Source organism: Micromonospora sp. NPDC051300 (assembly GCF_044455315.1).
GTDB lineage: Bacteria > Actinomycetota > Actinomycetes > Mycobacteriales > Micromonosporaceae > Micromonospora > Micromonospora robiginosa.
The window spans coordinates 191,259-203,313 of record NZ_JBITEP010000004.1 but is presented as its reverse complement, the minus strand read 5'-3'; the positions used below and the strand labels follow the sequence as shown (position 1 = coordinate 203,313).

The following is a 12,055-nucleotide window of genomic DNA, read 5'->3' as shown; positions in this document are numbered from 1 at the left end:
CCGCCGCGGCGTCCGTACCCACGAGGAGGCCCCGATGTCCGTTCCTCTCCCCCGGCGGGCCGTGCTGCGCGGCGCGGTCCTGCTCGGCGCCGCCGCCGGCGCCGGCGCGCTCACCCAGGTCGGTGCCGGCGACGCGCGGGCCGCCGCGGCCCGGGTCGACCAGCCGACCATCGCCAACTGCGCGACCTGGAGCGCCCGGCCGCCCTCGTCGCCGGTCAGCGTGGTGCAGAGCCGACCCAACAAGATCATCATCCATCACACGGCGTTCCCGAACACCACCGACTACAGCCTCGCCCAGGCCTACCGGAACTCCCGCGACATCCAGAACCTGCACATGGACTCCAACGGCTGGCTCGACTCCGGCCAGCACTTCACCAACAGCCGCGGCGGCTATCTGACCGAGGGTCGGCACGGCAGCCTCTACGGGCTGCTGCACGGGCAGAGCATGGTGCAGGGCGCGCACTGCGTCGGGCAGAACAGCCAGGCCATCGGCATCGAGAACGACGGCATCTACCTCGACGTGCAGCCGCCCCAGGCGCTGTGGGACAGCCTGGTCTGGTTCTGCGCGTTCACCTGCCAACAGTACGGCATCGCGCCCACCGAGATCTACGGGCACAAGGACTTCAACTCGACCCAGTGCCCCGGCCTGCTGCACGACCGGCTGCCGGAGCTGCGCCGCACGGTGGCCACCCGCCTCGGCGGCTGAGATGCAAGGCGGGGCCCCTTGTTAACGCATTCGGCAGAGGAAGGGGCCCCGCTTAACTCAACGGACCGGGCACGCCGGAGTTCAGGCGTCGGCACAGTTCGCCGATAATGCAGTGCTCGCTTATATAAGCTCGTTCTGATATAAAGGGGTCGTGCACGCCTTCGACGTCCTCGGCGACCCGGTCCGACGGCGGATCCTGGAGCTGCTCGCCGACGGCGAGCAGCCCGCCGGCGCGCTCGGCGAGACCGTGCGGCGCGAGTTCGGCATCAGCCAGCCCGCCGTCTCCCAGCACCTCAAGGTGCTGCGCGAGCACGGCTTCACCACCGTGCGCGCCGACGGCACCCGCCGGCTCTACGCGGTCGACCCCGGCCCGCTGCGCGAGATCGACGCGTGGCTGGCCGGCTTCCGCCGCTTCTGGACGCCGCCGCTGGCCGCGCTCGCCACCGAGCTGGCCCGGGGCCGCCGCGAACGGAGGCTGCGCGAGAACGACCCCGACGACGAGAGGACCGACCCATGACCGACGTGACCGGCCAGATCAGCGCCGTCGAGCGCCGGATCGGCGACCGCACGCTGCCCGCCGGGCAGGCGCGGGTGCTGACCGTCAGCCAGACGTACGACGCGCCGGTGGAGGACGTCTTCGACGCCTGCACCAACCCGGAACGGATCCCCCGCTGGTTCCTGCCGGTCTCCGGCGACCTGGGCGTCGGCGGCCGCTACCGGCTGGAGGGCAACGCCGAGGGCACCGTGCAGCGGTGCGACCCGCCGCACGGCTTCGCCGCCACCTGGGAGTTCGGCGGCGAGGTGAGCTGGATCGAGGTGCGCCTGAGCGACGCCGGCGCCGGGCGTACCCGCTTCGCGCTGGAGCACGTCGCGCACATCGACGACAAGCGGTGGGCCGAGTACGGTCCGGGCGCGGTCGGCATCGGCTGGGACCTCGCGCTGCTCGGTCTCGCCTCCCACTTCGGCGCCGCCGGCGAGGGCGTGGACCCGGCTTCGGCGGTCGAGTGGATGGGCTCCGACGAGGGCCGCCGGTTCGTCACCGCGTCCGGCGACAGGTGGACCGCGGCCAGCGTCGACGCCGGCACCCCCGCCGCCCAGGCCCGCGCCGCCGGCGAGCGGGTCGCCGCCTTCTACACCGGCGCCGAGGTGTGAGGCGGGGCCCCCGGTTGACGCATGCGGTAGAGGAAGGGGCCCCGCTCGACAGAGCGGAGCGCGGACGAAGTGGCATGTCGGTGCGGGCTGGCAGGATCGGGCCATGCTGATCCGATCCGTCGCCGACCTGACCGCCGCCCTCGACACCGGCCGACCGATCAGATACCTGCACTTCTGGGGGCACCGCCCGCAGCGCGACGGCAGCGTCGGCGCCGGCTGCCTCAGCCAGTGGTGGCCGGCGCCGTTCACCGTGGACGGTCGGGAGTTCGCCACCGCCGAGCACTGGATGATGTGGCACAAGGCCACCCTCTTCGACGACCACGCGATCGCCGAGCGGGTGCTCGGCGCGTCGCATCCGCACCGGGCCAAGGCGCTCGGGCGGCAGGTGCGCGGCTTCGACGAGGCGGTCTGGGCGGCCCGTCGCTGGGACGTCGTGGTGGCCGGCAGCGTGGCCAAGTTCGGCCAGCACGAGCCGTTGCGGCGTTTCCTGCTCGGCACCGGCGACCGGGTGCTTGTCGAGGCGAGCCCGACCGACCGCCTCTGGGGCATCGGCCTCACCGCCGACGATCCGCGCGCCGCCGACCCGGCGACCTGGCTGGGCGAGAACCTGCTCGGCTTCGCCCTGACGGAGGCACGCTCCCGGTTGGCGGGCCGGTCGTGACGGGCGCCCGCTCCGGGCCGGCACGCCTCGACCGACGACGGGCCGAGGTCAGGCGGGTAACGTGCGCGGTGTGACCGCGTACTCGCACTGCTCCTTCTGCGGCGCGGCCTACCCGGCGGGTGCCGGGTGGCCGCGCGTCTGCCCGACCTGCGGCGAGACGGTGTGGCGCAACCCGCTGCCCGTCGCGGTGGCGGTGCTGCCGGTTCGCACGCCCGAGGGCCTCGGGGTGGTGGCGGTACGCCGCGACATCGAGCCGGCCCGCGGCGAGCTGGCGCTGCCGGGCGGCTTCGTCGAATACGGCGAGGAGTGGTCCGAGGCGCTGGTGCGTGAGCTGCGGGAGGAGACCGGGCTGCGCGCCGACGCCGACCAGGCGCGGCTGTTCGCGGTGCACGGAGCCCCGGCCGGCGGCACGATGATGGTCTTCGGGGTGCTGCCGGAGCGGCCGGCCGGTGACCTGCCGCCGTCCGCGCCGACCGAGGAGGCCACCGAGTGGCTGGTGCTCACCGAGCCGGTCGAGCTGGCGTTCTCCACGCACACCCGGGTGCTCGCCGACTTCCTGGCCGGGCAGCCCCCGCGTTGAGCGTCAGCCGCGGGCCGGCACCGGCTGGGGGGAGAACGGCACGCTCGCCGACGCCTCGACGGCGGGCTCGCCGGCCGGGTGCCGCCACAGCCCACGCCGGCGCAGGATCGGCAACACCCCCTCGCCGAACCAGTACGCCTCCTCCAGGTGCGGGTACCCGGAGAGGATGAACTCGTCGATGCCGAGCGCGTGGTATTCGGCGATCCGGTCGGCGACCTCGGTGTGGCTGCCGACCAGGGCGGTGCCGGCGCCGCCGCGCACCAGGCCCACCCCGGCCCACAGGTTGGGCGCGATCTCCAGGCCGTCGCGGGAGCCGCCGTGCAGGTCCAGCATCCGGCGTTGCCCCTCGGACTCGCTGCGCCGCAACCCCTCCTGCACGGCGCGGATGTCGTCGGGGGCGATGCCGTCGAGCAGCCGGCGGGCCTGCGCCCACGCCTCGTCGGCGGTGTCCCGGCTGATCACGTGCAGCCGGATGCCGTAGCGCAGCTCGCGGCCGGCCGTGCCGGCCAGCCCACGGATCCAGTCCAGCTTGCCGGCGACCTGGGCGGGCGGCTCACCCCAGGTCAGGTAGACGTCGCTGTGCCGGGCGGCGACCGGGCCGGCGGCGGCGGACGACCCGCCGAAGTAGACAGGCGGCACCGGGTCGGGCACCCGGGCCAGCTTGGCGCCCTCGACCCGGAGGTGGGCGCCGTCGTGGTCGACCGTGTCACCGCGCCACAGGGCCCGCACCACGTGCAGGAACTCGTCGGTGCGCGCGTAGCGGGCGTCCTTGTCGAGGAAGTCGCCGTAGGCGCGCTGCTCGGTGGACTCGCCGCCGGTGACGACGTTGAGCAGCAGCCGGCCGCCGGAGAGCCGCTGGAAGGTGGAGGCCATCTGCGCGGCGAGCGTGGGAGAGAGCAGGCCGGGCCGGAACGCCACCAGGAACTTCAGCCGCTCGGTGACCTCGGTGAGCATGGCGGTGGACAGCCAGGCGTCCTCGCACCAGGCACCGGTGGGGGTGAGCGCGCCGGCGAAGCCGAGTTGTTCGGCGCTGCGGGCGATCTGCCCGAGGTAGGCGACGTCGGCCGGGCGAACCCCGCCGGCGGCGCCGACCGGCACGCCGTGCCCGCCGCCCACGATGGCCCGGCTGTCGCCGTTGGTCGGCAGGAACCAGTGGAAGGTGAGCGACATGGTGGCCTCCGGCGCGAGTCGGGCGGGCCGTCTCCTGAGGGATGGGACGACCACCGCGACACACTACCCATAAATCCTATCGGGTTGGTAGGTTGCTGACGCCCGCCGACGGCCGGGCCATCCCCCTCCCCGAGGAGTCGCCATGCGTACCCCGTCGAGACCCCGCCGCCGGGTCAGCGCGCTGCTCGCCGCGCTCGCACTGCTCGCCGCCACCACGCTGGCGGCCTGCGGCGGCGAGCCGGCCGACGCCCGCGGCGACGACGCCCCGCTGCGGATCGGCTACCAACGCTTCGGCGGCCTGAGCCTGGTCAAGGCGCGCGGCGCCGCCAAGAACGTCACCTGGTCGCTGTTCGAGAGCGGCCCGGCGCTGACCGAGGCACTCAAGGCCGGCTCGATCGACATCGGACAGACCGGTGAGGCGCCACCGGTCTTCGCCGCGGCCGGGAAGATCCCGTTCTCCGTGGTCGGCACGTCCCAACCCATCCCGCAGGGCGAGGCGGTGCTGGTGAAGGCGGACAGCCCGTACCGCAGCTTCGCCGACCTGCGCGGCCGGACCGTGGCGCTGAACAAGGGTTCCAACGTGCACTGGCTGCTGGTGAAGCTGCTGGAGGCGAACAAGATGACGCTCGCCGACGTCAACGTCAAGTATCTCAAGCCGGCCGAGGGACGGCCCGCGTTCGACAACGGGCAGGTCGACGCGTGGATCATCTGGGACCCCTACTTCGCGTTGGCCGAGCGGCCCGGCGTGCGGGTGCTCGCCGACGCCACCGGCCTGGCCGGCAACCGCGAGTACGTGCTGGCCGCGCCGGACGCGGTGAAGAACCGCACCGACGACGTCCGGGCGTTCCTGGACGCCTACCGGCAGACCACCGACTGGGGCATCGCCCACCCGGACGAGCGGGCCGCCGTCCTCGCGCCGGAGCTGAACATCCCGCTGGACGTGACCACCCGGGCGCTGGCCCGCAGCGCCAAGCCGCTCGCGCCGGTCACCCCGGAGATCGGCACGGAGTTGCAGGCCATCGCGGACAGCTTCGTCGGGCTGAAACTGGTGCCCGGGCCGGTGGACATCGCCGGCCGGGTGGACGGGCGGTTCAACGAGGCGTTCCGGTGAGCGGCCCGGCGCTCGCCGAGGCGCCCGCTCCGGTCGTACCCCGGCCGGCGCCGCGACGACCGCGTGCCGTGACCGCCCGGCGGTGGCGGCGGCTGCTCAGCCCGGTGGCGCTGGTGCTGGCCTGGGAGGCCGCCGCGCGGGTCGGGCTGCTGCCGGCGGAGAAGCTGCCGGCGCCGAGCACGGTGCTCGCCACCGGCTGGCGGCTGGCCGCCGACGGCACGCTCGGCGTGCACCTGCTCGACTCGCTCACCCGCGCCGCGCTCGGCCTGCTCGTCGGCGGCGGCCTGGCGCTGGTGCTCGGCGCGGCGGCCGGGCTGCTACGCCTCGGCGACGACCTGGTCGACCCGCCGGTGCAGGCGGCCCGGATGCTGCCGCACCTCGGCCTGGTCCCGCTGCTGATCATCTGGGTCGGCATCGGCGAGTCGCTGAAGATCACCCTGGTCGCGCTCGGCGCGTTCTTCCCGATCTACTTCAACCTGTACGCAGGCATCCGCGACATCGACGAGCGGCTGGTGGAGGCGGCCCGCACCTGTGGCCTCGGCCCGGCCGCTCGGCTGCGGCACGTGGTGCTGCCCGGCGCGCTGCCCGCCCTCTTCCTCGGCCTGCGCCTGGCCATCGGCGCGGCCTGGCTCAGCCTGGTCGTCGGCGAGCAGGTCAACGCCCAGACCGGCGTCGGCTTCCTGATGATGGAGGCGCGCGAGTTCAGCCAGACCGACGTGGTGGTGCTCGGCCTGCTCGTCTACGCGCTGCTCGGCCTGGCGTCGGACCTGCTCATCCGCCTCGCGGAGAGGAGAACCCTGGCATGGCGACGCGGGCTGCGCGCGACGTGAGCGGGCCGGTGCTCACCGCGCGCGCGGTGACCCGCTCCTTCGGCCCGACCCCGGTGCTGGCCGGCGTGGACCTGACCGTCGCCGCCGGCGAGACGGTGGCGCTGCTCGGCGGCAGCGGCTCCGGCAAGAGCACCCTGCTGCGCGTGCTCGCCGGGCTGGACGACGCCGCCGGCGGCGCCTGGACGGTGCACGGCGCCGCCGCTGTGGTGTTCCAGGAACACCGGCTGCTGCCGTGGAAGCGGGCCGCCGACAACGTCGCACTCGGCGTCGGCGGCCCGGACGTCCGTGGCCGGGTCACCCGCGCGCTGGCCGAGGTCGGCCTCGCCGACCGGGGCCGGGCCTGGCCGGCGGAACTCTCCGGCGGCCAGGCGCAGCGGGTCGCGGTGGCGCGGGCGCTGGTCCGCGAACCGGACCTGCTGCTCCTGGACGAGCCGTTCGGCGCGCTCGACGCGTTGACCCGGCTGCGCATGCAGGGGCTGCTGCGCCGGCTGCGGGCCCAGCACGGCTTCGCCGCGCTGCTGGTCACCCACGACGTGGAGGAGGCGCTCCTGCTCGCCGACCGCGTCCTGCTGCTCGACGGGGGCGTGATCGCCGAGGAGATCCCGGTCCACCTCGGCCCGACCCGCAGCCCCGACGACCCGGCCTTCGGCGCGCTGCGCCGGCGGCTGCTCGACCGCCTCGGTGTGCCCACCACCTGACCGTCACGGAGGACCGATGACCCGCTGGACCCCCGACCCGTCGTTCTACCCGTCCCCCGCCCTGGCCGCCGCCGCCCCGGCCGAGAAGCTGGCCTACGTGGCCGCGTTCGACCGCGCCGGGCAGCGCCCCGACGCGATCGCGGTGCTGGACACCGACCCGGGCTCCGAGGAGTACGGCCGGGTGGTGGGCTGGACCGAGCTGCCGCACACCGGCGACGAGGTGCACCACTTCGGCTGGAACGCGTGCAGCAGCGCGCTCTGCCCGACCGCGCCGCACCCGCACGTGGAACGCCGCTACCTGATCGTGCCCGGGCTGCGCTCGTCCCGGATCCACGTGCTGGACACCAAGCCGGACCCCCGCCGCCCCGAACTGGTCACGGTGATCGGCCCGGAGGAGCTGGGGAGGCGGGCCGGCTACTCGCGCCCGCACACCGTGCACTGCGGTCCGGACGGCATCTACGTCTCCGCGCTCGGCGGCGCCGACGGCCAGGAGGGACCCGGCGGCATCGCGGTGCTCGACCACACCACGTTCGAGGTACGCGGGGCGTGGGAGGCCGACCGGGGACCGCAGTTCCTGGCGTACGACTTCTGGTGGCACTACACCCAGGACGTGCTGGTCACCAGCGAGTGGGGCACGCCGTCGATGATCGAGGACGGGCTCGTCGGGGAGCTGCTGCTGGGCCGCCGGTACGGGCACGCGCTCCACTTCTGGGACCTGGCGAAGCGCCGCCACGTGCAGCGCGTCGACCTGGGCGACGCGTACCAGATGGCGCTGGAGCTGCGCCCCGCGCACGACCCGACGAAGTCGTACGGCTTCGTCGGCGTGGTGATCAACGTCGAGGACCTGTCCGCCTCGGTGTGGCTGTGGCACCGCGACGGCGACGCCTGGGCGGTGACCAAGGTGATCGACGTCCCGGCCGAGCCCGCCGACCCGGGCGACCTGCCGGAGCTGCTCAAACCGTTCGGCGCGGTGCCGCCGCTGGTCACCGACATCGACCTGTCGGTGGACGACAGGTTCCTGCACGTCTCCTGCTGGGGCACCGGCGAGTTGATCCGCTACGACGTCAGCGACCCGTTCCACCCGGTGCGGGTCGGCTCGGTGCGCCTCGGCGGCATCGTGCACCGCACCCCGCACCCGGCGTTCCCCGACGAGCCGCTGGCCGGCGGCCCGCAGATGGTCGAGATCAGCCGCGACGGCCGACGCGTCTACGTCAGCAACTCGCTCTACGGCGCCTGGGACGACCAGTTCTATCCCGACGGGGTGGGCGCCTGGGTGGCGAAGCTGGACGTCGACCCGGAGCACGGCGGGCTGGTCCCGGACCCGCGCTTCTTCCCGCGCGGCGACGAGTTCCGGGGCCGGCGGGTGCACCAGACCCGGTTGCAGGGCGGCGACGCCTCGTCCGACTCGTACTGCTTCCCGTGACCGGCGCGACCTGGGCGGCGCTGGCCGGCCTCGGCGCGTTCCACGGCCTGAACCCGGCGATGGGCTGGCTGTTCGCGGTGGCCCGGGGCCTGCAGGAGCAGCGGCGGGCCGCGCTGCTGGCCGCGCTGCCGCCGATCGCGGCCGGTCACCTGGCGTCCGTGGCGGTGGTCGCCGCGCTGGTCAGCGCCATCCGCTCGGCGACCGCCGGCACCGTGGTCGCGGTGACCGGTGGGCTGGTGCTCGTCGGGTTCGGGCTGTGGCGGCTGCTGTCCGAGCGGCACTTCCGCTGGGCCGGGATGCGGCTGTCCGCGGCCCAGCTCGCCGCCTGGTCGTTCCTGATGTCGGCGGCGCACGGCGCGGGCCTGATGCTGTTGCCGGTGCTGCTCGCCGAGCCGGCGGTCGGCGCCGGACCGCACGCCGGGCACCTGGCCGCCGCGCCGGCCGGCGCGCTGACCGGGCTGGCCGCGGCGGCCGTGCACACCGCGGCCATGCTCGGCGTCGCGCTGGTCGTCGCACTGCTGGTGTACGAGGTCCTCGGCGTCGGGGTGCTGCGCCGGGCCTGGTTCAACGTCGACCGGCTCTGGGCAGGCGTGCTGGTGGCGGCCGGCGTGGTGACGCTGCTCGGCGCCAGCTAGTCCTACTGGTTGAATAGGGATAGGCAGCGTCGCCGAACACCGGAGGTCACCCGTGAGCCGTTCCCCCGCCGAAGCAGTGCACGACGCCGAGCGGAGCCGGCAGTGGCTCGCCGGCGAGGCGCGCGGGTCCGGCGTCGACCGCGACGCCCTGCGGGAGCTGGGCGCGGCGATGGCCGCGGTCACCGCCGCGGCGGCCGAACGCGAGCCGGTCGCGGTGGAGTCCGCCCCGGTCGGCGTGGACCCGCCGATCGTCAAGCCACTGCCGCCGGAGCTGCTGCGCCCGCTGGGCAGCAACGCGGAGATGCGCTGGTCGTCGATGGCCGGGCAGGGCCACGTGGTGCCGACCGACCGCTTCTTCGTCCGCAACCACACCGTCACCCCGCGCCTCGACCCGGCCGCCTGGCGACTGTCGTTGTTCGGCGACGGGCTGCACGGCGCGCCCACCCGCTCCGCACCCGTCGAGTTCAGCCTCGACGACCTGCGCCGGCTGCCGGCCGAGGAGAGCACCGCGCTCGTCGAGTGCGCCGGCAACGGTCGACGCTTCTTCGCCGAGCAGCAGGGCGACCCCACGCCGGGCGTGGCCTGGGGGTTGGGCGGCGTCGGCGTGGCCGGCTGGCGCGGCGTGCGGCTGGGCGCCGTGCTGCGCCGGGCCGGCCTGCGCGACGACGCGGTCGACGTGATGCCCGAGGGCCTCGACCCGCACTACGTCACCGGCGGGGTCGACCTGGGCCGGGTCCGCCGGCCGCTGCCGCTGGCCAAGGCGCTCGACGACGTGCTGCTGGCGTACGAGATGAACGGCGAGCCGCTGCCCGCCGACCACGGCTTCCCGGTGCGGGTGGTGGTGCCGGGCTGGATCGGCATCTCCTCGATCAAGTGGGTGGGCCCGGTCGAGGTCTCCACCACACCGCTGTTCTCGCCGTGGAACACCCAGTTCTACCGGCTGTTCGGCCCCGACCACCCGGCCGACGGCACGGTGCTCGGCGCGCAGCCGGTGAAGAGCGCGTTCGAGCTGGCCTGGGACGCCCGGGTGACGGCCGGCGAGGAGGTGCTGCTGCGCGGCCGCTCCTGGTCCGGCAGCGGCCCGATCGAGCGGGTCGAGGTGGACACCGGCGACGGGTGGCGCCCGGCCGACCTGGTCGCCGCCGACCGGGGCGGCCCCTGGCAGCGCTGGACCGCCCGCTGGCGTCCACCGGCGGCCGGCCGGCACACGCTGCGCGCCCGCGCCACCGACCGCACCGGCGCCGGTCAGCCGGACCGGGCCGCCCCGAACGACCTCGCGTACCTATTCGACGCCGTGGTGGCGCACCCGGTCACGGCGTGCTGACGCTCAGGTAGGCCGGCGGGACGGTGTCGGTCAGCCACACCCCGTTCGCGGACCTGTGGAACAGGTGGCCGTTCGCGGCCATCGCGGCGGCGTCGACCTCCAGCACCACCACCGCGCCGCCGCGGCGCGCCCCGACCCGCCGGGCCGTGGGCACGTCCGCCGACAGGTGTACGTGGTGTCGCCGCCCCCGGCGCAGCCCCTGCGCCCGGATGGCGGCCAGCACGTCCTCGCCGGTGCCGTGGAAGAGCCGGCCGGGCGGATCGGCCGGGGCCAGCCCGAGGTCGACCGGGACCGAGTGCCCCTGGCTGGCGCGGATCCGGTCGACCCCGTCCGGGCCGGACTCGACCGCGAAGCGCTGCTTGTCGTTGCCGGCCACCACGGCGTCCAGTTCGGCACGGCCGATCCGCATCGCGGCGAGCAGGTCGGCGACCGGCACCCAGCCGGCTCGGTCGAGGGTCAGGCCGAACCGGTCGGGACGGTGGCGCAACGCCAGCGACATCCGCCTGCTCACCCGGACCAGGTCACGGTGTTCCATCCGCACAGTGTGGACGCTTGGCCCGGCCGCGTCGACCGGGTTCGGCGGCCGACTCACCGGACGGCGGCCGACCTGGGGTCGGTCATCAGGCCGGCGACGTCCACCACCTCGAAGTCGCTGCCGCGCAGGCGGTCCAGGGCGTGCAACGCGACGTTGTCCCAGCGCGGGTCCGGTGCGCCGGAGATGTACCAGGCCGAACCGTGGTCGGCCACGACCAGCCCGTGGATCCGCATCGCCTCGGCCACGACCCGCGCCTGCCGGGGCAGCCCGGACAGGTCCACCGAGCGCTTGAGCCGCAACCGCTGACCGAGCTGCGGCAGGGCCGGGTCGGTGGCCGACGAGGCGGAGTGGCTGGCCGGCCACGTCCAGCCGGTGCGGGTACGCGGCACGGTCACCCGGATCGCGTGATCGACCCGGCCGGCCGCCACCTCGTCGTAGCGGACCAGCCCGGCCAGCACCGACAACCCGGCCGCGTCGGCGGACGTCCAGCCGGCCCGGCGCATCCGGTTGGACCGCAGGTCGAACACCGCACCGGAGCCGGCCCGCCAGCCCGCGCCGGACCGGTGCGCGTCGAACAGCTCGTACGCCCGGCAGGCGGCCCGGTCCCAGACGATCACGTGCCGGTCACCGGTGCCGGACGGCCCGCCCTCCACCTTCGCGTCGGGCGGGATCGGGTACGGCCCCGGGTCGCTCTCGTCGGCGTACCCGAAGGTCACCGGCACCTTCCGCTGCCCGGCCGGAACCACGGTGACCGGGATGCCGATCGGCGCGCCCTCCCACTGTCCGGAGCCGAAGTCGGCGTGCACGGTCGCGGCGGCGCCGATCGTGCCGACCATCGCGGCGGAGCGGGCGTGCACCGGCAACCGGGAGACGTCGGCGTGCCAGACGTTGTCGGCCGGGAACACGGTGCAGGCCCGAGTTGCCGGGGCGCTCGGTCGCGCGCCGATCCCGGCCCGGCCTGCCGGCGCGGGCGACGCCGACGGCGCGCCTGCCCCGCCGACGGCCGCCGAGGCGCCGGGAGCGGCCGAGGTGGCGCCGGGAGCGGTGGCGCCGGTTCCGGCGGTGGCCCCGGACGCGGAGCAGCCGCCGGTGACCAGGGTGAGCACGGCGATCACCGCGGCGAGGCGAGGGCGGGGACGGAGCATTCCGGCGATCCTGCCCCACCCCGTCCTCCCCGGCAACCACCCGTCCCCACCCACCGGTCCCCCACCCCACGCCCTCCCGCCGCCC

14 protein-coding genes are annotated in these 12,055 nt (G+C 75.1%); 11 read left to right on the top strand and 3 right to left on the bottom strand.

Features of this window, described 5'->3' with window-relative positions; translation table 11 throughout:
- Positions 1 to 34: 34 nt before the first annotated feature.
- From ACIA5A_RS07360 to ACIA5A_RS07340, 5 genes are all read left to right on the top strand, one after another.
- Complete coding sequence (locus ACIA5A_RS07360; protein WP_396757478.1) at positions 35 to 706, top strand: peptidoglycan recognition family protein; 672 nt, start codon at positions 35 to 37, stop codon at positions 704 to 706.
- Between the two features lie 151 nt (positions 707 to 857).
- Positions 858 to 1,223: an ArsR/SmtB family transcription factor gene (locus ACIA5A_RS07355; protein ID WP_396757476.1), complete on the top strand. Its 366-nt coding sequence runs from the start codon at positions 858 to 860 to the stop codon at positions 1,221 to 1,223.
- Positions 1,220 to 1,858, top strand: coding sequence for an SRPBCC family protein (locus ACIA5A_RS07350; RefSeq protein WP_396757473.1), 639 nt, complete (start codon positions 1,220 to 1,222; stop codon positions 1,856 to 1,858). Before ACIA5A_RS07355 ends, ACIA5A_RS07350 begins: the two co-directional genes overlap by 4 nt.
- 103 nt (positions 1,859 to 1,961) lie before the next feature.
- On the top strand, positions 1,962 to 2,519 hold the full coding sequence (locus tag ACIA5A_RS07345; RefSeq protein ID WP_396757470.1) for an NADAR family protein: 558 nt from the start codon (positions 1,962 to 1,964) through the stop codon (positions 2,517 to 2,519).
- A 70-nt stretch (positions 2,520 to 2,589) separates the two neighbouring features.
- Positions 2,590 to 3,099 carry an NUDIX domain-containing protein gene (locus ACIA5A_RS07340; RefSeq protein WP_396757467.1) on the top strand — a complete coding sequence of 170 codons (510 nt, stop codon included), beginning with the start codon at positions 2,590 to 2,592 and terminating at the stop codon, positions 3,097 to 3,099.
- A gap of 3 nt (positions 3,100 to 3,102) precedes the next feature.
- On the opposite strand, the gene ACIA5A_RS07335 is transcribed toward ACIA5A_RS07340, so the two are convergent.
- A complete protein-coding gene (locus ACIA5A_RS07335; RefSeq protein WP_396757464.1) occupies positions 3,103 to 4,269 on the bottom strand; it encodes an LLM class flavin-dependent oxidoreductase in 1,167 nt (388 codons plus the stop codon).
- A 142-nt stretch (positions 4,270 to 4,411) separates the two neighbouring features.
- Between ACIA5A_RS07335 and ACIA5A_RS07330 the strand changes: the two genes are divergently transcribed.
- From ACIA5A_RS07330 to ACIA5A_RS07305, 6 genes are read left to right on the top strand one after another with little or no spacing between them, the layout of a single operon-like run.
- Entirely contained in the window at positions 4,412 to 5,380 is a 969-nt protein-coding gene (locus ACIA5A_RS07330; RefSeq protein ID WP_396757462.1) for a sulfonate ABC transporter substrate-binding protein, read from the top strand.
- Positions 5,377 to 6,210, top strand: coding sequence for an ABC transporter permease (locus ACIA5A_RS07325; protein ID WP_396757459.1), 834 nt, complete (start codon positions 5,377 to 5,379; stop codon positions 6,208 to 6,210). Before ACIA5A_RS07330 ends, ACIA5A_RS07325 begins: the two co-directional genes overlap by 4 nt.
- On the top strand, positions 6,183 to 6,908 hold the full coding sequence (locus ACIA5A_RS07320; protein ID WP_396757456.1) for an ABC transporter ATP-binding protein: 726 nt from the start codon (positions 6,183 to 6,185) through the stop codon (positions 6,906 to 6,908). The genes ACIA5A_RS07325 and ACIA5A_RS07320 overlap by 28 nt, the downstream gene beginning before the upstream one ends.
- 16 nt (positions 6,909 to 6,924) lie before the next feature.
- On the top strand, positions 6,925 to 8,331 hold the full coding sequence (locus ACIA5A_RS07315) for a selenium-binding protein SBP56-related protein (RefSeq protein ID WP_396757453.1): 1,407 nt from the start codon (positions 6,925 to 6,927) through the stop codon (positions 8,329 to 8,331).
- The gene (locus tag ACIA5A_RS07310; RefSeq protein WP_396757451.1) at positions 8,328 to 8,966 is read left to right on the top strand and encodes a hypothetical protein; all 639 of its coding nucleotides are present in this window, start codon (positions 8,328 to 8,330) and stop codon (positions 8,964 to 8,966) included. Before ACIA5A_RS07315 ends, ACIA5A_RS07310 begins: the two co-directional genes overlap by 4 nt.
- Before the next feature lie 52 nt (positions 8,967 to 9,018).
- Positions 9,019 to 10,290 (top strand): sulfite oxidase, encoded by a 1,272-nt coding sequence (locus ACIA5A_RS07305; protein ID WP_396757448.1) that lies wholly within the window; start codon positions 9,019 to 9,021, stop codon positions 10,288 to 10,290.
- Here the strand turns inward: ACIA5A_RS07305 and ACIA5A_RS07300 are convergent.
- Positions 10,277 to 10,825: an RNA 2'-phosphotransferase gene (locus ACIA5A_RS07300; RefSeq protein ID WP_396757446.1), complete on the bottom strand. Its 549-nt coding sequence runs from the start codon at positions 10,823 to 10,825 to the stop codon at positions 10,277 to 10,279. The genes ACIA5A_RS07305 and ACIA5A_RS07300 overlap by 14 nt on opposite strands.
- A gap of 53 nt (positions 10,826 to 10,878) precedes the next feature.
- Positions 10,879 to 11,970, bottom strand: coding sequence for a hypothetical protein (locus ACIA5A_RS07295; RefSeq protein WP_396757443.1), 1,092 nt, complete (start codon positions 11,968 to 11,970; stop codon positions 10,879 to 10,881).
- Positions 11,971 to 12,055 lie beyond the last annotated feature (85 nt).

What these genes read in the sequence shown, in the direction of transcription:
- ACIA5A_RS07360 (WP_396757478.1), top strand. Translation starts at nt 35, where the DNA reads ATGTCCGTTCCTCTCCCCCGGCGGGCCGTGCTGCGCGGCGCGGTCCTG.
- ACIA5A_RS07350 (WP_396757473.1), top strand. Translation starts at nt 1,220, where the DNA reads ATGACCGACGTGACCGGCCAGATCAGCGCCGTCGAGCGCCGGATCGGC.
- ACIA5A_RS07345 (WP_396757470.1), top strand. Translation starts at nt 1,962, where the DNA reads ATGCTGATCCGATCCGTCGCCGACCTGACCGCCGCCCTCGACACCGGC.
- ACIA5A_RS07335 (WP_396757464.1), bottom strand. Translation starts at nt 4,269, where the DNA reads ATGTCGCTCACCTTCCACTGGTTCCTGCCGACCAACGGCGACAGCCGG.
- ACIA5A_RS07330 (WP_396757462.1), top strand. Translation starts at nt 4,412, where the DNA reads ATGCGTACCCCGTCGAGACCCCGCCGCCGGGTCAGCGCGCTGCTCGCC.
- ACIA5A_RS07320 (WP_396757456.1), top strand. Translation starts at nt 6,183, where the DNA reads ATGGCGACGCGGGCTGCGCGCGACGTGAGCGGGCCGGTGCTCACCGCG.
- ACIA5A_RS07315 (WP_396757453.1), top strand. Translation starts at nt 6,925, where the DNA reads ATGACCCGCTGGACCCCCGACCCGTCGTTCTACCCGTCCCCCGCCCTG.
- ACIA5A_RS07300 (WP_396757446.1), bottom strand. Translation starts at nt 10,825, where the DNA reads ATGGAACACCGTGACCTGGTCCGGGTGAGCAGGCGGATGTCGCTGGCG.
- ACIA5A_RS07295 (WP_396757443.1), bottom strand. Translation starts at nt 11,970, where the DNA reads ATGCTCCGTCCCCGCCCTCGCCTCGCCGCGGTGATCGCCGTGCTCACC.